Below are 18,254 nucleotides of genomic sequence, written 5' to 3' on the forward strand. Positions count from 1 at the left end.
CGGGCGCTGCTCTGATTTCCTGAAGAAGGGATGCTCATGTTTAATCGCAAAGCAAAAAATACTATAGACAGCCTGATAGGCTCGACCACACGTATCTCCGGTGACCTGCATTTCAAAGGTGGGTTGCGCATAGATGGACATATCAGCGGCAATGTGATCGCCGAACCGGATGCAGCCAGTATGCTGATCATTTCTGAGCAGGCTGTGATTGAGGGCGAAGTGCGTGCCTCGCATGTGGTGGTCAATGGTGTCATCAACGGGCCGGTGTTTTCCAGCGATTTGCTGGAGTTGCAGCCTAAGGCAAGGATTTCCGGCGATGTGCATTACAAGACACTGGAAATGATGAGTGGTGCACTGGTGTCAGGCAAGCTCACGCATGACGTGGTGCAGGAACCGGTGCTCAAGCTGGCGGTATCCGCTGCATAGATCCGCACTCAGGTCTATAATGGAACAATCTTAGATACAAGGAGCAAGAAATGAACGCCGTTGCAGAAATGCCAGCACCAATTATTTTTACCGACAGCGCTGCTGCCAAAGTAGCGCAACTGATAGAAGAAGAAGGTAATCCAGACCTGAAACTGCGTGTATTCGTACAAGGCGGTGGCTGTTCCGGTTTCCAGTATGGCTTCACTTTTGATGAAATCACCAATGAAGACGACACCACCATGACAAAAAATGGTGTGCAGTTGCTCATCGATTCCATGAGCTACCAGTATCTGGTCGGTGCTGAAATCGACTATAAAGACGATCTCGAAGGCGCACAGTTTGTGATTAAAAATCCGAATGCATCCACCACTTGTGGTTGCGGATCTTCATTCTCCGTGTAAGCACACTGAATGCAAAAACTGAATGCAAAAATTAAGGACGCTGCGGCGTCCTTTTTTTATATCAGTCAAATGTGAGATTTATGTAATTGAACTTACGTATAACTGGTCCACCGACGTTATGCATCTCCTTGTTTTGCTGGTATAGCTGCTACTGCCTGTGTCGTCATAGTGTAAGTATAGTCATGGTAAAGTCAACATATTGACCGCTGGCGAAAGAGACATAGCTCGCCATTGATGTTGCACAAAGTGGCAACGGGCTGTTCAAACTTTCTGGGACACATGCGTCAGTCCTATGTAAAATATTCCCATAAGTTTTTTCGCAGGTGCTGTGCAGTGCCAATTGACTCAATACTGCAGCACCTACACCTGTGCTAGTGTAACCGCGACACTTCTTCTATATGCGACTAAGAAACCTTTTGATGTTTACTGGTCTTTTATTTACTACACTTAATTTGTTTGCCTTTGGCAATGAAACACTCGAAATTCTACTCCCCGGAAAGCATCACGGGGGCGAGGTGCCGACACAAATAGGTGGTAGTTGGTTCGCACTGGCTAAAGTCGATGGACAGTTTTTACTTAAGCGTGTTCAGCCAAAGATAAGCTCAGTGTTTGATCCAGTGTTAGACGCCGATGAAAATGATAAAGCCAACTTCACTGGGCGGTCTGTCGATGTGCCTGATAAAGACACGATTTTAGTCATCAAATCGAATCGTTTAAAACCAGGAAAAATCGAAAGCGCGTCTATCGACGGTGATTCTTTTGTATTCGCCAAGAAGAAATATGTACTCACTCACATTTGCAAAAAGAAAAATAACGAAAATGGATTGAGTCAATGTAAAGTCTACTTAGTGCAGGGGAAGACCAAACAATTTTTAGGTGATACGGTCGAGGGCGACAGTGATTTTACCGATACCATTCGACTTAACTGGGTTGGAGATATCGATCGTGATGGTCGACCTGATTTTATATTTTCATTTGATACTTATAACAACGGAAAGATCGTACTTTTCTTATCTTCAGTCAGTGGGGAATTCGCCTCCCCAGTTGCAGAGTTTTCGTGGCAAGGATGCTGAATGCAAAAAATTAAGGACGCTGCGGCGTCCTTTTTTTATGCCTTGAAAACAATTCAGCGGCAGCTGCTGAAACTATTCATCCCAAAGCTTGTAAAGCTGATTACACTGAGAACTATGTAACTCAGGGCGCTGTGACTGTTGCGTCAGCACGCTGGCAGGCTGCAGCCTTTGCCCGAACAAGACTTATGTTGAATGCGCCGATACCAAAGAGGTGAATATGCAGCAGACCGAGCAGGGACCGATGATAAGGCAAAGGCAGCGTGACCTGGTGCAGGCCTTACACCAGGTCTTACCTAAGCATTCCATCCTGCATCATGAAGAAGATACCCGCCCGTATGAATGCGATGGCCTGACCGCCTACCGGCAATTGCCTATGGTGGTTTGTCTGCCTGAAGATGAAGCACAGGTACAGCAAGTGCTACGTATTTGTTCCCGCCTGCAAATCCCTATCGTGCCACGCGGTGCGGGCACAGGCTTATCGGGCGGTGCTACGCCTATCGCCGATGGGCTGGTGTTATCCACAGCTAAACTGAACCGCATCGTGCAGATCGATGCGCTGGCGCGAACTGCGCGGGTGCAGCCCGGTGTGCGTAACCTGGCTATTTCTGAAGCCGTTGCCGGGCATGGCTTGTATTACGCGCCTGATCCTTCTTCACAGATCGCCTGCACCATAGGCGGCAACGTGGCAGAAAACTCGGGTGGTGTGCATTGCCTGAAATACGGACTGACGGTACACAATGTGTTACGAGTTCGTGTCGTGCTGATGGATGGTGAGGTAGTCGAGCTCGGCAGCGAAGCGCTGGACGCGCCAGGGCTGGAGCTGTTATCGGTCTTCATCGGCTCCGAGGGTATGCTGGGTATCGTGACCGAAGTGACGGTCAGACTGGTGCCGAAACCGCAAGTGGCGAAAGTCATCATGGCCTCGTTTAACGATGTGGTCACGGGTGGCAATGCGGTGGCAGAAGTGATTGCGGCTGGCATTATTCCAGCCGGACTGGAAATGATGGACAAGACTTCCTCGCGCATGGTGGAGCCCTTTGTTCATGCGGGTTACGACACGGATGCCGAGGCCATACTGTTATGTGAATCGGATGGTACTGCCGCTGAAGTGGACGAGGAAATCGCACGCATGAGTGCGGTATTGCAGCAAGCCGGTGCCAGCGCGATTGCGGTATCACAGAGCGAGGCTGAGCGTTTGCGCTTTTGGTCTGGCCGTAAAAATGCCTTTCCTGCGGCTGGCAGAATCTCGCCCGATTATTACTGTATGGACGGCACGATTCCACGCAAACGCCTGGCTGAAGTGCTGACCGGGATTGCCGCGATGGAGCAGAAATATGGCCTGCGCTGTGCCAATGTGTTTCATGCCGGTGATGGCAATCTGCATCCTCTGATCATGTTTGATGCGAATCAGGAAGGCGAATTTTTTCGCGCCGAGGCCTTCGGTGAGGAAATTCTGGAGTTATGCGTTGCTGTCGGTGGCACCATCACCGGCGAGCATGGTGTGGGCATAGAAAAAATCAATTCCATGTGCGTACAGTTCACGGAGACCGAGTTAAACGCTTTCTTTGCCGTAAAAAAAGCATTCGATACCGCTGGCTTACTCAATCCGGATAAGGCGATTCCTACCCTGCACCGCTGTGCGGAATACGGACGCATGCATGTCAGGAAAGGGCAACTGAAGTTCCCGGACTTACCCCGTTTTTAATGAAAGGCCAGTCTAGGTATGAATGCAAAGAACAATCCTGTCCTCGATGAATTACGTGAACAAGTGCTGGCTGCCGCTGCGCATGCGCAGCCATTACAGATACAAGGTGGCGGCAGCAAAGCCTGGTATGGACGGCAGAGCAGCGGGCAATTGCTGGATACGCGGGCTTACCGCGGTATTTTGTCCTATGAACCGACCGAGCTGGTAATCACCGCCTGTGCCGGTACCCCATTGCGTGAGATTGAAGCTGTGTTAGCGGAGCAGCAGCAAATGCTGGCCTGTGAAGTGCCACATTTTTCGGAACACGCCACCTTCGGCGGCATGCTGGCAGCAGGCCTGGCGGGCCCACGTCGTCCGTACGCGGGAGCTGTAAAGGATTTTGTGCTGGGTACAGCGCTGATGGATGGCCGTGGCCAGATTGCGGAATTTGGCGGGCAGGTCATGAAAAACGTCGCTGGCTATGATGTGTCGCGCATGTTGGCGGGTTCTTTGGGGACGCTGGGCCTGATCCTGCATGCCTCGGTCAAAGTCTTACCCAGGCCGGTGGCAGAAACCACGCTGGTATTTGCCTTGTCCGAAGCCGATGCATTACGCAAAATGAATAGCTGGGCCGGACAGCCCTTACCCATTTCAGCGACTTGCTGGTATGTCGGGCGTTTGCTGGTACGTCTGTCAGGCGCGCAGGCAGCGGTGGATGCAGCGCGACATAGCATGGGTGGCGAAGAGATTACCGATGCCAGCAACTGGTGGCAGGCATTACGGGAACAGACGCTGGACTATTTTTCCCAGGATGAGGCGCATGTCTTATGGCGCTTGTCCTTGCCACCGACGACGCCCGCTTTGCCTTTGACCGGTAAATCCCTGATCGAATGGGGCGGCGCGCAGCGTTGGCTGTACAGCGATGAAAGTCCGGAGCGTATTCAGACACTGGCAAGGGAAGCGGGCGGGCATGCGAGTATTTTCCGTGGCGGTGACCGTCAGGCCGAGGTGTTCGCTCCTTTATCTGCGCCTTTGCTGCGCATACACCAGCATTTGAAACAAGCATTTGACCCCGCAGGAATCTTCAATCCTGGCCGTATGTTCAAGGATATCTGACGCTTATGCAAACCAATCTCGCCGATTTCATTAAAGACAGCCATGCCGGTCAGGAAGCTGACGAAATCCTGCGCAAGTGCGTGCACTGCGGTTTCTGTACTGCGACTTGCCCTACCTACCAGTTACTGGGCGATGAGCTCGATGGGCCGCGTGGCCGCATCTATCTGATCAAGCAGGTGCTGGAAGGTCAAGCCGCTACCGAAAAAACCCAGCAACATCTGGACCGCTGCCTGACCTGTCGCAATTGTGAAACCACTTGCCCATCCGGTGTGAAATACAGCCGCTTGCTGGATATAGGGCGCGCCGTAGTTGAGCAGCAAGTCGGTCGATCGGTCACGCAGACCTTGCTTCGTAAAACTCTCAGCGCGGCTCTGCCGCGTCCGTGGATATTCCGGCCTGCTATGCAGGCAGGACAATTCCTGCGCCCGGTATTGCCGCAGTTCCTGAAAAATAAAATCCCGCTACGCAAAGTGGCACAGCCTGTATTGTCGCTACCCGTAACGGTTCAGCCAAGTAGTCGCATGCTGTTGCTCGATGGTTGTGTCCAGCCCGCGATGGCGCCAGAAATCAATGCCGCGACGCGGCGCGTCATGGCCGCACTGGGCACAGAGCTGATCGTAGCGCCGAAAGCCGGTTGCTGTGGCGCGATACGTCATCATCTGAATGAGCAGGAGGCCGCGCTACAGGATATGCGCCGTAACATTGATGCGTGGTGGCCAGCGATCGAAGCAGGCGTGGACGCCATTCTGATGACCGCTTCAGGCTGCGGAGTTACAGTCAAGGAGTATGGCCATTTGCTGGCGCATGATGCGGCCTATGCTGACAAAGCAGCCAGGGTCACGGCCTTGTGCAAAGATCTGAGTGAGGTATTGGCAGAGCGTGAGCCGCAGGTACGCGCGCTGGTGAAACTGCCGGTCGGTAAAAAGATAGTCTGGCATCCACCCTGTACTTTGCAGCACGGTCAACAAATACGTGGCAAGGTGGAATCCTTGCTGCGTGCGGTGGGTGTGGATGTCAGTCTGTGCGCCGACAGCCATTTATGTTGTGGTTCGGCCGGTACTTATTCGGTGCTACAGCCGCGTCTGGCTTACCAGTTACGCGATCAGAAGTTAAAGCAATTACTGGCCAGTCAGCCGGTTGCTGTGGTGTCAGCCAACATCGGTTGCATCACGCATCTGCAATCTGGAACGGACACGCCGGTGCAGCATTGGATAGAATGGATAGATCAGGCTTTGTCTGCGTCTGCATGAGATTTGTTGCGGCACCTTGTTTTCACGAGCTTGTCCCTGAAACGAACACAGCGCACATGATGTGCGCTGTGTTGTGCTTAGCCCCAAAAGCAGTTGGGTCTTGATTACTTCGCCAACAAAGCCTCAATATCCTTAATCAGGTCTTCAGGCGTCGTTTGCGGTGCATAACGTTTATACACACTGCCATCCTGGCGTATCAGGAATTTAGTGAAATTCCATTTGATGGCCTGGGTGCCTAATAGTCCGGGAGCAGCAGACTTCAGATGCTGATACAGCGGATGCGCTTGCGTACCATTGACGTCTATTTTCTCAAACAAAGGAAAAGTCACGCCAAAGTTCTTTTCACAGAAGCTGCCTATGTCGGCCGAGTTGCCGGGTTCCTGATGACCAAACTGATTGCAGGGAAAACCGAGCACTACCACACCACGTTCTTTGAATTGCTGATACACCGCTTCCAGCCCCTTGTATTGCGGCGTAAAACCACATTGGCTGGCGGTATTCACGACCAGTACCAGCTGGCCCAGATACTGGCTGAGATCAACTGGTTTGCCACTGAGGTCGTTAGCGGTAAAGGCGAGTGCATGCATATCAGACGATTCCTAAATGATGGGTTCCTGCGCTCAGATCACGTTCTTTGGCTTCTTTACCATTGAGCATAATCGCGAGCCTTAATTCGTTGACTGAGTCTGCATTACGCAACGCATCTTCATACGAGATTTTATCTGCTTCATGCAAATCGAACAGTGCCTGGTCAAAAGTCTGCATACCCAGTTCACGCGATTTTTTCATGATCTCTTTAATTTCATGTACCTGACCTTTGAAAATCAGATCAGAAATCAACGGGGAGTTGAGCATGATCTCGACTGCAGCAACGCGGCCTTTACGTCCTTTGAGTGGGATCAGGCGTTGCGAAATCACTGCTCTCAGATTCAGTGATAAATCCATCAGCAACTGTGCGCGGCGCTCTTCCGGGAAAAAGTTAATGATGCGATCCAGCGCCTGATTGGAACTGTTGGCATGCAGGGTGGCCAGGCACAGATGGCCGGTTTCGGCAAAGGCAACCGCAAAATCCATGGTTTCGCGGTCGCGGATTTCACCGATCTGTATCACGTCCGGTGCCTGACGCAGGGAGTTTTTCAGCGCCGCGCCCCAGTCTTCGGTATCGATGCCAACTTCACGTTGAGTCACGATGCAATTCGCATGCGGATGCACGTATTCAATCGGATCTTCGATCGTAATAATATGACCGTGACTATTCTGATTGCGGTAGCCGACCATAGCTGCCAGCGAGGTTGATTTACCCGAGCCAGTCGCACCCACCATGATGACCAGACCACGCTTGGTCATGGCGACTTCTTTCAGATTATCCGGCAGACCCAGATCGTCCAGTTTTGGAATAGCGGTAGTAATCGTACGCAGCACCAGACCGACGCGGCCTTGTTGCATGAACGCCGACACGCGGAAGCGTCCCATGCCAGCCGGATTGATCGCGAAATTACATTCCTTGGTCGATTCAAATTCAGCCGCCTGTTTGTCATTCATGATGGCGCGTGCCAGATCGACGGTGTGTGCGGGCGTCAACGGCTGATTCGAAACGGGCGTAACTTTGCCATCGATTTTAAAGGCGGGCGGGAAATCAGCAGTGATGAATAAGTCGGAGCCATTTTTGCTGAGCATGAGCCGCAGCAAGTCGTGCATAAATTTGGTAGCCTGATCGCGTTCCATATGTTTATCTCCAGTTCAGCATCAGCCAGGGAAGTTTTCAGGGATTTTTGCTGCGCCACGTGCGGTGCCGACAGAAATCACGTTACGTCTGACCAGATCGGTCAGATTTTGGTCCAGCGTCTGCATGCCGACATTATTGCCAGTCTGAATTGCAGAATACATCTGGGCGATCTTGGCTTCGCGGATCAGGTTACGGATAGCTGGCGTACCTACCATAATTTCATGCGCGGCCACACGTCCTGAACCATCCTTGGTTTTCAGCAGCGTCTGGGAAATGATCGCCTGCAGCGATTCGGACAGCATAGAGCGCACCATTTCTTTTTCTTCCGCAGGGAATACGTCGACGATACGGTCTATCGTTTTTGCCGCAGAGGAGGTATGCAAAGTGCCGAACACCAAATGGCCGGTTTCTGCAGCGGTCAGGGCCAGACGTATGGTTTCCAGATCACGCAACTCACCGACCAGAATGGCATCCGGATCTTCACGCAGCGCGGAGCGTAAAGCGTTGTTGAAGGACATGGTATGCGGGCCGACTTCGCGCTGATTGATCAGGCATTTTTTCGACTCATGCACGAATTCAATCGGATCTTCGACGGTCAGAATGTGGCCGTATTCATTTTCATTGAGGTGATTCACCATGGCGGCCAGCGTGGTCGATTTACCTGAACCGGTCGGCCCGGTGACCAGCACCAGACCACGTGGTTTCAACGCCAGATCGGCAAAAATACGCGGCGTGTTTAATTGTTCCAGCGTCAGGATTTTAGACGGAATGGTACGCATGACCGCTGCCGGTCCGCGCTCCTGATTAAATGCATTGACACGGAAACGGGCCAGACCGGGGATGGCAAAGGAAAAATCGCATTCCAGCGTTTCTTCATAGGTTTTACGCTGTGCGTCATTCATGATGTCATAAATCAGCTCATGCACATCTTTATGTTCCAGCGGTGGCAGGTTAATGCGGCGCACATCCCCGTGCACGCGTATCATCGGCGGCAATCCTGAGGATAAGTGAAGATCGGAAGCGTTATTCTTGACCGAGAACGCCAGCAGTTCAGAAATGTCCATTTATAATTCCGGAAAGTATTGAAGCCGATTGATTTACTGATTTGGCTGCAGACGGCCACAAGGCCAGCCCATGCCAGACCAGCACAGAAGAGTAGTTGATTATGTCCTTAATATCTGACAACTTGCAAGCCGTCAGCCAGCATATCCGCGCCACTGAGAAGCAGTATAGCCGCCCGCCGCTGGAGGTAAAGTTGCTTGCTGTTTCAAAAACTTTCCCGGTACAGGCAATTATTGAGGCAGCGCAATGGGGGCAAGTCGCATTTGGCGAAAATTATCTGCAGGAAGCGCTCGATAAGATACAGTTTGTGAGGGAGAATCAGCCCGAACTGGCGCTGGAATGGCATTTCATCGGTCCGATACAAAGCAATAAAACGCGTGCTATTGCTGAAAATTTTCACTGGGTGCATTCGGTGGATCGCGAAAAAATTGCAATCAGATTGTCTGAACAGCGCCCCGCCACGCTGCCACCTCTTAACATTTGCTTACAAATTAATGTCAGTGGCGAGGCCAGTAAGAGCGGTGTGCCGCCAACGGAGGCGGTCAAACTGGCCTTGCGTATCGCCAGCCTGCCCAATTTGCGCCTGCGTGGTTTGATGGCTGTGCCTGAGCCCAGCGAGGATGTGGCAGAGCAGCGTGCTGCGTTCGCTGCACTCAGACAGATTCAGGAAACATTGCAGCAGCGTGGATTGGCGCTGGATACTTTATCGATGGGGATGAGCAGCGATCTGGATGCTGCGATTGCTGAAGGCAGTACTATAGTTCGTATCGGAACCGCTATTTTCGGGAAAAGAGATTATGCAAAATAAGACAAATCATCCTAAATTGAAAATCGCCTTTATCGGTGGTGGCAATATGGCTGCAGCCCTGATGGGCGGCTTGATCCCTGCGGTCGCAGCAGCCAGTGATGTGCATGTGGTTGATGTCAGTCAGCTGAGCCTGACCCGGCTGGAAGCTGAGTATGGCGTCAGCACGGCATTACAGATAGATCAGGGCGTCGCGGCTGCAGATGTGATTGTGCTGGCGGTGAAGCCACAGCAAATGCGCGATGTGATTCAGAGTCTGCAGCCTTTTCTGACGAAACAGTTGTTGATTTCGATAGCCGCTGGCATACGTGCTTCAGATATGTCGCGCTGGCTGGGCGACTATCAGCACATAGTCCGTTCCATGCCAAATACACCCGCGATGGTAGGGAAGGGAATCACAGGATTGTATGCGCTACCAGGTGTCACGGCTGACCAAAAGCAGATCGCAGAAACCATACTGTCCGCAGTGGGCATGACTTCCTGGTTTGAGGACGAAGCCAAAATCGATGCGGTGACTGCGATCTCCGGCAGTGGTCCGGCCTATGTGTTTTATTTCATCGAAGCGCTGCAGCAGGCTGCGCTGGAATTAGGCTTCTCACCGGCGCAAGCCAGTCAGTTTGCAATCGCCACCTTTGAAGGCGCGGCCAGTCTGGCTTTGCATGCGGATGAGCCGGTAGCTACTTTGCGTGAGAAAGTCACTTCCAAAGGCGGAACCACTTTTGCTGCCTTGAGCAGTATGCAGGAGGCCGGCATTCAGGCTGCCATCGTGCGCGCCGCGAAAGCAGCAGCACAGCGCGCCACTGAGCTGGGCGACGAATTCGGTCAGCAAGCCTGAGTTTATTCTGCCTGCCTGGCCGCAGCGTCTCAGGCAAGGCCAACTGGCCGTTACTGCCTGAGTGCACCTGCTATCGACTCCAGACACATTGTGCTCAGTTAAGTGTTGTCTGGAGTGAAGTCTGCTTCCCATCAGTTTGCATTTTCAGCTGCCAGCTTTGCAAGAGCAGCATCCTGCAGCGGATATTGCCCCGCATTCCTCATTACTCCAAAAACATCTTCAAAGCCGTATCCGTGTCAATGATGCTATGCATAGCATCATTGAATGCTACGTTTCGTCGCTAAGTCTATGATTCAATGAGAAAAAAATAATACATCTATATCAATTCCATTGGAAAAGCTGGAAATGCTCACGGTAAACTGGTTACAATCCGTTACTTGAAAATTCTTAATGTTACTTTGCGCTTAACTAATTAAGCTCCGGAACGTAAAACCATGGATGTGACCGATAAATGAAGATGAAAGTGGGTGCAATGCAGCCAAGGGTGGCTGCAGGATTTAGCCATGTTCTGAACCGGCTGTCTGGTGCTTTCCTGAGCTGTCAATTGCCAGCTCTGAATCGCGAAGCTGTTCTGGCGTTCATTTTGATCATGGTGTATTTATTTCCTGGTCTGACAGGTCACGATCCCTGGAAGCAGGATGAAACTTATATCTTCGGGATTATTCAGCACATGGTCGAAACCGGTGACTGGATAGTGCCGACCATGGCGGGCGATCCTTTTATGGAAAAGCCGCCCTTGTATTACTGGTTAGCGAGCGCCTTTGCCTTACTGTGCTCGCCCTTCCTGCCTTTGCATGACGGTGCGCGTCTGGCAACCGGTGTTTTCATGCTGATTACTTGCTGGGCGACTGCCTGGACCAGCCAGCAATGGTGGGGACGGCAGCACGGACGTTTTGCGGTATTTGCCTTGCTGGGCTGCATAGGGCTGATACTGCATTCGCATATGATGTTGACCGATGTTCCTTTGCTCACAGGTTTCGCCGTGGCGATGGCTGGATTTGTACATCCGGATAAACATCCACTGCGTGCAGGTGCTTTACTTGGCACCGGAGTCGGGATCGCCTTCATGGCAAAAGGGGTGCTGGGGCTGGCGATATTCGGCGCTACGGCAGTGTTGTTGCCGCTGATGTTTTCTGGCTGGCGTCATCGTTCGTATCTGAAGGCTTTGGGTCTGGCTTTCATGTTTGCGTTGCCTTGGCTATTGATCTGGCCGTTCGCATTGTATTTGCGCTCAACTAGCTTATTTATGGACTGGTTCTGGCTGAATAATGTAGGACGCTTCTTTGGGTTTTCGGTAGCCCAGTTGGGAGCGCCTCATACCTATGCCTTTTGGCGTACTACTTTGCCCTGGTTCCTGTTTCCTGCCTGGCCGCTGGCCTTGATGACGCTATGGCGTTTGCGCCGTGACTGGAAGTTCAGTGCGCCGCTCCAGTGTTGCCTGTTGGTGGCTGGGTTAATGATGCTGATTTTGTGGAAGTCGGCATCGGCCAGGGATAACTACGCTCTGCCCTTGATATTGCCGTTTGCCCTGCTGGCGGCACCAGCCGCGACGACACTCAGCCAACGTTGGGATAGCTTACTGACCTGGAGTGCACGCATCCTGTTCATAACGGTTGCGGCTGGCTTGTGGCTGATCTGGGGCATTATGCTGATTGAGGGCAAACCGCCTGGCTGGAGCTGGCTGATCCGTGTGTTGCCGGAAGATTTCAGTCCGGTGTTCTCGTGGTTTTCGGTACTTGCCTCGCTGATGTTGACGGGTATTTGTATTTATTTGGTGTCAGCGATGCGCGAGCGGGATGGGCGCGGGCTGACCAACTGGATGGCGGGTGTCAGCGTATGCTGGATGTTGCTGGTCAGCCTGCTGTTGCCTTGGGTTGATCATGCCAAGAGTTACCGCAGTGTGTTTACCGCGATGGATACGATATTGCCGGAACGCTTCGATTGTATGGCGAGTAAAGATCTGGGGGAGTCGGAACGGGCGATGCTAAGGTATTTTTCCGGCATTATCACTTCACGCCAGGAAGTGCGGCCAGATCATCAATGTGACTTATTGCTGGTCAACGGCTTGAATGCCATTAAGCCAGTTGAGTTGCTCACACATCCGGAATGGCAGTTGGTGTGGGAAGGTGCACGTCCGGGTGACCAGCGCGAACGATTGTGGTTATTCGCTTCACGCAAAATTCATCACCAGTTTGCGGCCATTGATCGTCATCAGGCTTTACGCTGATGGCACATCCTTGGACGACCCAGAAGAGGGCGGCCTGATTTCGCGCCAGATCATCCAGGCCTGGAGCGCCGTTTTAGCGATGCTTAACACGCGCCGTGGTCTGAGCAATACCAGCCCAGCGGCCAATGTGGCTGTCAGTAAGGGATGATCCTTGGCGCGACTGAACAGATTCAGCCCCAGTCTCTGACTCGCGGCCGCCAGGTTGAGCGAGCCGGATAATTCGCTTTTTTGCAGGCTGAGCAGCTGACGCTGAGCCTGAATTTTGACCAACAAAGCCTGTTTTCTGAGTGCGAGTTGCTGAGCCTGTTTATGCATCGCTCACTCCGGCTTAGCGCTGGCTGTAGGCACTTGCAGTCCCTGGACATCCTTGTCCAGTTCGCCCAGTGTAGCGCTCAAAAAGCGTGGGCGTTGCCTTAACTGTTGACGTACCCAGAATGCGATACCAGCCGCGCTGGCTGCGAAAAACAGGATCAGTACGCTGATTAAAGCGACCCGGTGCGTTTCCCAAAATACGGCGATGAGCAATAAAGCGGCCAGCATGGTGGCGAAACAGGCACAAAACAGGGCGGCTAATGACCATAGCAGCATGGAGGAAAAACGCTGCAGTTCTTCCTCCACTTCCACAGAAGCCAATGCCAGCCGCGTCTGCAGCATATCTGCAAACGTGGCTGTCAATTGCCGGATGGAGTCCAGAACAGCCATGGATCAGCGGCTGCGGCCGATGAGCAAACCGACCAGCAAGCCGACACCGGCTGCGATACCGGCAGATTGCCATGGGTTTTCTTTGACGTAGACGTCTGTTGCTTTTGCCGCGTCTCTGGTGCGTGTCACGACCAGATCTTCTATCCTTGCCACTTCGGCTTTGGCATTGCGCAGTGTGTGTTCAAAACGTTCTTTGGCAGATTTAAAGCCTTCGCTGCCTTGTTGTTCGGTGTTGCGTAACAAGTCTTCCGCATCTCTGATGACCTGATTCAGATCGTGCATCAGTTTGTCTTTGTGCTGTTCTGCTGAGCTCATAGTTTTTCCTTTGTAAAAAACAGTGTTAATCACATCCACGCATACCGCCATATTGTAAGACTGGGAACGACTGCAGTTCTCAGTCTAAGCAAGTATGGGTAAGACAATTTGCGACAAGTCAAACAAAGCGACATCGGATACAGCGGCCAGAGTTGTCTTTACTTTAAAGCATAGTCAAAGGCAATTCCAGCGAAGATTGCCGCTCCTAACCAGTTATTGTGGCGGAAAGCTGCAAAACAAGACATACGCTCACGATCTTTGATCAACACATAGTGGTAAAGCGCACACAGGGCGGCAGTGGCTATGCCGAACAGGAAAATTTTTCCCAGCCCATTGTTCAGACCAACCAGCGTAATCAGACCCAGGCTGATGCCGTAACACAGCATCACGGCCAGCACATCAAAGCGCCCAAAAGTAATTGCGGAAGTTTTGATACCTATTTTCAAGTCATCATCGCGGTCCACCATCGCATATTCAGTATCGTAGGCGACAGCCCAGAACACATTGGCGATCAACAGTAGCCATGCACTGGCTGGCAGCATATTCTGCACCGAGGCATATGCCATGGGAATCCCGAAGCCAAATGCGATACCCAGATAAGCCTGAGGAATAGCAAAAAAACGTTTGAAATACGGATAGCTGGCCGCGATCAGAACGGCGAAAACCGATAACTGCCTGGTCAGCGTATTGAGTGGAATAATCAACGCGAAAGAGATCAGAGCCAGTGCGACAGCGACTGCCAGGGCTTCTTTGCCAGAGATTTTGCCACTGGTGATAGGCCGCTCGGCAGTGCGTTTGACGTGTTTGTCAAAATCACGGTCAGCATAATCATTGACGGCGCATCCTGCTGAGCGCATGAGTAAGGTACCCAGACTATAAATCAGCAGCAGCTTCCAGTCTGGTACGCCGCCTGCAGCCAGCCATAAAGCACCCAGTGTAGGCCACAATAACAGCAGGGTGCCAACCGGTTTGTCGAGACGTATCAGACGTGAATACCAATAAAGACGTTCCGTAACAGACATGAAGGGCATACTCCAATAAGCAATGCCCGCCATTATAAGGCTTAAGCTTTACATCAGTACCCTTTGCGGGCGTATCAAAGAGGGCAAGGGTATGCCAGGTTCTTCCGGAATCTGTTCATCACTCATCAACATATCCGTGTTCGTTGGACAACTGACGGCAGCAGCGGGAGTGCTGCCAGCCTGCTCGCGTCCGGTCAAAAATCCAGCCAGAAAAATGATCCCGGACAGCAGGAGGCAGATGGCATAGAGAGCGATATTTTTCATGCTGGCTTTCTGTACTTTGCAAAGTGAGGTCTGCGCACTGGCAGCCGTGGGCGGCTGACTTGAATGCTATATTTAATTGAAAAAGAAATAGTGCCGCAAGTTCAGAAAATTAGTACCATAGCATTTGGAAAGGGGTAAGATTTCCAATCTCAGGTAGCGTACGGCGCTACCATTCCAATAATGCCAACTGATCAGGAGAGAAAATGAGTTCACCGGAATTGCTGTTGCAGGTCTTGCGTTCAGAATTACGTGCTGCGGGCGTGACCTATAAAGTGCTGGCTGAGCGTATCCACATGAGTGAATCCAGCGTCAAGCGCATGTTCGGTCAGAAGGATATGAGTCTGTCCAGGCTGGCTGAAATCTGTAAAGCATCCGGTGTGGCGATGGAAGACATTTTGCGTCAGGCGGCCGATGTCACACCGCACTCAGACACGCTGACGCTGGCGCAGGAAAAATCCCTGATCGCCGCTCCCAAGCTCTTACTGGTCGCGATTTGCTGCCTCGGTAACTGGACGATGGAGCAGATTGTTGAGACTTATCAGATGACAGAGTCTGAATGTGTACTGCAATTGATTGCACTCGACAAGCTGGAATTGATTGAATTACGCCCCAATAATCGCTACCGTCTGAATGTTTCGCCCGCTTTTCACTGGTTGCCGGATGGCCCGGTGCAGCAGTATTTCCGGGATTATGTGGTCGCTGATTATTTCAATGGCAGCTTCGACCATAAAGGGGAAACGCTGTTGTGTGTTCCGGCGCGCGTGTCCAGTCGCAGTGCCCAGGAAGTGGTGCAAAAGATTCAGCAACTGGTTGCGGAACTGGCACGTTTGCATCAGGAAGACCGGCGCCTGAAAGCCGAAGAACGTGATGGCTTTACTTTGCTGGTTGGCTTCCGCTCCTGGGAGTTTTCCGCATTTACTGCGCTGCGTCGTCCGGAAGCCAAACCTGAATTACCCAGTATGACTCACCAGATCGGTCCTAAGAAAAGATAAACCGAGGAACCCGCGCCGCGGGTTGCTCCTACGCCGAAATACAGGGGGCCAAACCGGGTGTCGACCGATAAACTGGTACTGGCGGCCTGCTTCAGTTCGCGCAAATGGAAACTATTGTTGTTGCCATAAGCGCCGCCCAGTTCGGCAGAAAAGCCGAGCCGTATTGCGCCGCCTACGGTTGCAGGCAAAGCCCCGATTTTTCTGGCGATCAGTATCCGGCTAAAGACGTTAGCATCACCCGTCAGTGAGTTTCTGGGTAAGCCGGACAGCCGCAAGAAGCCGCCCAGTGCAGAAGGCGCATTACTATGTTGGGAGCGTCCCCATTCTCCGTACACATGACCGGCCCAGTCACCGTACTGGAATGCGCGCATCATGCTGATTTCCGAGCTTGCCTGCGACGGTTCACCGGTATCTTTACTGGGTGAGCGCTGCCACGATAAAGTGAACAGCGAACCCTTGCTCGGAAACGAAAGCGAATCCAGCGTATCAGCGCGGAAGCTCAGGAACTGTGTGGTATCAAAGAATTTGGTGTTGGGATCAATCGGCACAACCGGTAATACGCCATTGAGTTTTGCATAGCCACGCCGGATACCGGCTTCTATACTGCCCCAGTTGCCGAGCTGACGACCCAGTAAGAATGAGACGCTGGTCTCGCTGGCATTAATCCTGCCTACCCGCAATCCCTGACTGTAATTATCCAGTCCCGTCGCATTGTAATCAAAGCCTGGAGCAATATACCAGGGCGAGGCTGGTGCCAGCGGTTGCCAGAACTGCGTGCTGAATTCCTGATGGCTGCCAATTCTTGCAACTGAACGCAATTCTGCGCCATAGCTATTGAGAGATGAGGCGACATGCATTACTCCCAGGGAGAAACGGTTATCATCTGAGAAATCGCTGGATAATTCCACGCCAAGGCGTAGCCGGTTGCGACTGGATTGTGACTCTTTGGCTTCAATAGTGACCTTGCGTTCGGTGACCACATCTTCAATCTTTGCCTCCACGGTATCGAGGTCACCACGCCCATATAATTTCGCAGTCGCGGCGCGGATTTGATCCTGGGTCAGGCTCACACCGGCTTCCAGTCCAGTCTGCGAGATCAGCGTCTGCGGATTAATGTATTGTGTGCCCTTCACTTCAATTTGCGTAATCGGCATAGCGATCAGGCTGGTCTTGGCGGTACGCGTGGCGTGAGTACGCTGAGCGTCAGTTGCCAGATATTGTGCTTCGTCGACTGCATAGTTGCGTAACTTACTTTGCAACTGGAAGGCGGCATTTTCACCTGCGGAAATCGCACGCCGGTAAGCAGAAAAATCCAGAAAGCTGATGCCATCCAGTTTGGGCGCGATCAACACATCGCTATCTTTCAGCTCCCTGATCGAGCGCTGCACATTTTGCTCCGTCAGTATCTGTAACATCTGGGTCGCGACATCAATCGCGCTGTGCAAATCTCTTTCTTTCGCCAATGGCGTTCCCACATTGACTGCAATGATGACATCCGCGCCCATAGAGCGCGCCAGTTCGACCGGCAGATTGCTGACCAGACCACCATCGACCACCAGTTTATCTTTAATGCGTACCGGGGCGAACACACCGGGAACGGCCAGTGAAGCGCGCATAGACGCCAGCAAAGGGGTATCTGATAATTCCACCAGGTCACCCGTGAGCAAATCGGAGGCGACCGAGCGGAAAGGCAATGCCAGCTGATTCACAGCATGGTCGCGCATCCCCTCAGGCACCAGACGCCCAAGTGCATGATCCAGCGTGGCATTCCCTGCTGCAGCTGCTGGCAAAAATACGCCCGATTTGGTAACTGCCAATTCCAGCCGGGTCGGGATGATGGTGTCTTCGATTTTTCGGCGATAGTCGAGGTCGTAACGGGCGGGGCGGTCTGCCATCACATGATCCCAGTCGGTTTCGATCACGATGCGTTCCAGTTCATCGGCCGTTCTGCCCGCTGCATAAGCGCCGCCGACCACCGCACCCATGCTGGTCCCGACCACCACATCAACCGGTACCCGCATTTTTTGCAATGCCCGTAGTACGCCGATATGCGCAAAGCCACGCGCACCTCCACCTGACAATACCAGTGCTATCCTTGGCCGCTGGGTCATTGTGGTGTTAGTGGCGTTATTTGCTGCTGTGCTAGCTTGTGCATTAGCCGTCGGGAGCGTGGATACAGAGCTGCTGACAGTTTTATTCGTATTGGTCTGCGCTGCAGCGGGCAGGCAGAGAGCGAGCAGCAGACCAGACAGTAGTGTAGGGAATAGGGACATCAGGCGCGAGAGCTTCATGAGATGATGATTCCGGAAAAAACAAACAACGAACTGGAGACGAAAATAGTTGACGCTTGTCGA

General features: G+C 52.4%; 19 protein-coding genes. 10 read left to right on the forward strand and 9 right to left on the reverse strand.

Translation table 11 applies throughout. The features are described from left to right. Nucleotides 1–36: 36 nt before the first annotated feature. From EYB48_RS11095 to glcF, 6 genes are all read left to right on the forward strand, one after another. A complete protein-coding gene (locus EYB48_RS11095) occupies nt 37–426 on the forward strand; it encodes a bactofilin family protein (RefSeq protein ID WP_162020413.1) in 390 nt (129 codons plus the stop codon). 50 nt (nt 427–476) lie between these two features. Continuing rightward, entirely contained in the window at nt 477–827 is a 351-nt protein-coding gene (gene erpA / locus EYB48_RS11100; RefSeq protein ID WP_162020414.1) for an iron-sulfur cluster insertion protein ErpA, read from the forward strand. 419 nt (nt 828–1,246) lie between these two features. Further along, complete coding sequence (locus EYB48_RS11105) at nt 1,247–1,900, forward strand: hypothetical protein (RefSeq protein ID WP_162020415.1); 654 nt, start codon at nt 1,247–1,249, stop codon at nt 1,898–1,900. A 217-nt stretch (nt 1,901–2,117) separates the two neighbouring features. Beyond that, nucleotides 2,118–3,605 (forward strand): FAD-linked oxidase C-terminal domain-containing protein, encoded by a 1,488-nt coding sequence (locus EYB48_RS11110; protein WP_162020416.1) that lies wholly within the window; start codon nt 2,118–2,120, stop codon nt 3,603–3,605. 18 nt (nt 3,606–3,623) lie between these two features. Then, nucleotides 3,624–4,700 (forward strand): glycolate oxidase subunit GlcE, encoded by a 1,077-nt coding sequence (gene glcE, locus EYB48_RS11115; RefSeq protein WP_162020417.1) that lies wholly within the window; start codon nt 3,624–3,626, stop codon nt 4,698–4,700. Between the two features lie 5 nt (nt 4,701–4,705). Then, on the forward strand, nt 4,706–5,950 hold the full coding sequence (gene glcF / locus EYB48_RS11120; RefSeq protein ID WP_162020418.1) for a glycolate oxidase subunit GlcF: 1,245 nt from the start codon (nt 4,706–4,708) through the stop codon (nt 5,948–5,950). Between the two features lie 104 nt (nt 5,951–6,054). Here the strand turns inward: glcF and EYB48_RS11125 are convergent, their stop codons facing one another. The 3 genes from EYB48_RS11125 to EYB48_RS11135 are packed head-to-tail and all read right to left on the reverse strand — an operon-like array spanning nt 6,055 to nt 8,740. Beyond that, nucleotides 6,055–6,537 carry a glutathione peroxidase gene (locus EYB48_RS11125; RefSeq protein ID WP_162020419.1) on the reverse strand — a complete coding sequence of 161 codons (483 nt, stop codon included), beginning with the start codon at nt 6,535–6,537 and terminating at the stop codon, nt 6,055–6,057. A gap of 1 nt (nt 6,538) precedes the next feature. Then, nucleotides 6,539–7,675, reverse strand: a complete 1,137-nt coding sequence (locus tag EYB48_RS11130; protein ID WP_162020420.1) for a PilT/PilU family type 4a pilus ATPase — start codon at nt 7,673–7,675, stop codon at nt 6,539–6,541. 21 nt (nt 7,676–7,696) lie between these two features. After that, nucleotides 7,697–8,740, reverse strand: coding sequence for a type IV pilus twitching motility protein PilT (locus EYB48_RS11135; protein WP_162020421.1), 1,044 nt, complete (start codon nt 8,738–8,740; stop codon nt 7,697–7,699). Nucleotides 8,741–8,841: 101 nt separating this feature from the next. Here EYB48_RS11135 and EYB48_RS11140 point away from each other — a divergent pair, with 101 nt between their 5' ends. From EYB48_RS11140 to EYB48_RS11150, 3 genes are all read left to right on the forward strand, one after another. Next, nucleotides 8,842–9,546 carry a YggS family pyridoxal phosphate-dependent enzyme gene (locus tag EYB48_RS11140; protein ID WP_162020422.1) on the forward strand — a complete coding sequence of 235 codons (705 nt, stop codon included), beginning with the start codon at nt 8,842–8,844 and terminating at the stop codon, nt 9,544–9,546. Beyond that, entirely contained in the window at nt 9,536–10,378 is an 843-nt protein-coding gene (gene proC, locus EYB48_RS11145) for a pyrroline-5-carboxylate reductase (RefSeq protein ID WP_162020423.1), read from the forward strand. Before EYB48_RS11140 ends, proC begins: the two co-directional genes overlap by 11 nt. A 451-nt stretch (nt 10,379–10,829) precedes the next feature. Then, nucleotides 10,830–12,605: an ArnT family glycosyltransferase gene (locus tag EYB48_RS11150; RefSeq protein WP_162020424.1), complete on the forward strand. Its 1,776-nt coding sequence runs from the start codon at nt 10,830–10,832 to the stop codon at nt 12,603–12,605. On the opposite strand, the gene EYB48_RS11155 is transcribed toward EYB48_RS11150, so the two are convergent. The 5 genes from EYB48_RS11155 to EYB48_RS11175 form a co-directional block, all read right to left on the reverse strand. Further along, nucleotides 12,597–12,920 (reverse strand): YqjK family protein, encoded by a 324-nt coding sequence (locus EYB48_RS11155; protein WP_162020425.1) that lies wholly within the window; start codon nt 12,918–12,920, stop codon nt 12,597–12,599. The genes EYB48_RS11150 and EYB48_RS11155 overlap by 9 nt on opposite strands. 3 nt (nt 12,921–12,923) lie before the next feature. After that, nucleotides 12,924–13,307 carry a phage holin family protein gene (locus tag EYB48_RS11160; protein ID WP_162020426.1) on the reverse strand — a complete coding sequence of 128 codons (384 nt, stop codon included), beginning with the start codon at nt 13,305–13,307 and terminating at the stop codon, nt 12,924–12,926. 3 nt (nt 13,308–13,310) lie between these two features. After that, complete coding sequence (locus EYB48_RS11165) at nt 13,311–13,622, reverse strand: ElaB/YgaM/YqjD family protein (RefSeq protein WP_162020427.1); 312 nt, start codon at nt 13,620–13,622, stop codon at nt 13,311–13,313. A 158-nt stretch (nt 13,623–13,780) separates the two neighbouring features. Continuing rightward, entirely contained in the window at nt 13,781–14,644 is an 864-nt protein-coding gene (gene ubiA, locus EYB48_RS11170) for a 4-hydroxybenzoate octaprenyltransferase (protein ID WP_162020428.1), read from the reverse strand. Between the two features lie 48 nt (nt 14,645–14,692). Further along, entirely contained in the window at nt 14,693–14,908 is a 216-nt protein-coding gene (locus EYB48_RS11175; RefSeq protein WP_162020429.1) for a hypothetical protein, read from the reverse strand. A gap of 203 nt (nt 14,909–15,111) precedes the next feature. Here EYB48_RS11175 and EYB48_RS11180 point away from each other — a divergent pair, with 203 nt between their 5' ends. After that, nucleotides 15,112–15,900, forward strand: coding sequence for a helix-turn-helix domain-containing protein (locus tag EYB48_RS11180; RefSeq protein ID WP_162020430.1), 789 nt, complete (start codon nt 15,112–15,114; stop codon nt 15,898–15,900). Here EYB48_RS11180 and EYB48_RS11185 read toward each other — a convergent pair. Continuing rightward, the gene (locus EYB48_RS11185; protein ID WP_235935065.1) at nt 15,873–18,191 is read right to left on the reverse strand and encodes a patatin-like phospholipase family protein; all 2,319 of its coding nucleotides are present in this window, start codon (nt 18,189–18,191) and stop codon (nt 15,873–15,875) included. The genes EYB48_RS11180 and EYB48_RS11185 overlap by 28 nt on opposite strands. Nucleotides 18,192–18,254: the final 63 nt, after the last annotated feature.

It is taken from the genome of Cognatundibacterium crateris (genome assembly GCF_010078235.1).
In the GTDB taxonomy this organism is placed as follows: domain Bacteria; phylum Pseudomonadota; class Gammaproteobacteria; order Burkholderiales; family Burkholderiaceae_D; genus Undibacterium; species Undibacterium crateris.

Excerpts from the sequence above, each read along its gene's own strand:
- EYB48_RS11180 (WP_162020430.1), top strand. The coding sequence starts at position 15,112 with ATGAGTTCACCGGAATTGCTGTTGCAGGTCTTGCGTTCAGAATTACGT.
- EYB48_RS11135 (WP_162020421.1), bottom strand. The coding sequence starts at position 8,740 with ATGGACATTTCTGAACTGCTGGCGTTCTCGGTCAAGAATAACGCTTCC.
- EYB48_RS11130 (WP_162020420.1), bottom strand. The coding sequence starts at position 7,675 with ATGGAACGCGATCAGGCTACCAAATTTATGCACGACTTGCTGCGGCTC.
- EYB48_RS11095 (WP_162020413.1), top strand. The coding sequence starts at position 37 with ATGTTTAATCGCAAAGCAAAAAATACTATAGACAGCCTGATAGGCTCG.
- EYB48_RS11105 (WP_162020415.1), top strand. The coding sequence starts at position 1,247 with ATGTTTACTGGTCTTTTATTTACTACACTTAATTTGTTTGCCTTTGGC.
- EYB48_RS11175 (WP_162020429.1), bottom strand. The coding sequence starts at position 14,908 with ATGAAAAATATCGCTCTCTATGCCATCTGCCTCCTGCTGTCCGGGATC.
- EYB48_RS11140 (WP_162020422.1), top strand. The coding sequence starts at position 8,842 with ATGTCCTTAATATCTGACAACTTGCAAGCCGTCAGCCAGCATATCCGC.
- EYB48_RS11160 (WP_162020426.1), bottom strand. The coding sequence starts at position 13,307 with ATGGCTGTTCTGGACTCCATCCGGCAATTGACAGCCACGTTTGCAGAT.
- EYB48_RS11165 (WP_162020427.1), bottom strand. The coding sequence starts at position 13,622 with ATGAGCTCAGCAGAACAGCACAAAGACAAACTGATGCACGATCTGAAT.
- glcE (WP_162020417.1), top strand. The coding sequence starts at position 3,624 with ATGAATGCAAAGAACAATCCTGTCCTCGATGAATTACGTGAACAAGTG.
- EYB48_RS11150 (WP_162020424.1), top strand. The coding sequence starts at position 10,830 with ATGAAGATGAAAGTGGGTGCAATGCAGCCAAGGGTGGCTGCAGGATTT.
- erpA (WP_162020414.1), top strand. The coding sequence starts at position 477 with ATGAACGCCGTTGCAGAAATGCCAGCACCAATTATTTTTACCGACAGC.
- EYB48_RS11185 (WP_235935065.1), bottom strand. The coding sequence starts at position 18,191 with ATGAAGCTCTCGCGCCTGATGTCCCTATTCCCTACACTACTGTCTGGT.
- proC (WP_162020423.1), top strand. The coding sequence starts at position 9,536 with ATGCAAAATAAGACAAATCATCCTAAATTGAAAATCGCCTTTATCGGT.
- EYB48_RS11155 (WP_162020425.1), bottom strand. The coding sequence starts at position 12,920 with ATGCATAAACAGGCTCAGCAACTCGCACTCAGAAAACAGGCTTTGTTG.
- ubiA (WP_162020428.1), bottom strand. The coding sequence starts at position 14,644 with ATGTCTGTTACGGAACGTCTTTATTGGTATTCACGTCTGATACGTCTC.
- EYB48_RS11110 (WP_162020416.1), top strand. The coding sequence starts at position 2,118 with ATGCAGCAGACCGAGCAGGGACCGATGATAAGGCAAAGGCAGCGTGAC.
- EYB48_RS11125 (WP_162020419.1), bottom strand. The coding sequence starts at position 6,537 with ATGCATGCACTCGCCTTTACCGCTAACGACCTCAGTGGCAAACCAGTT.
- glcF (WP_162020418.1), top strand. The coding sequence starts at position 4,706 with ATGCAAACCAATCTCGCCGATTTCATTAAAGACAGCCATGCCGGTCAG.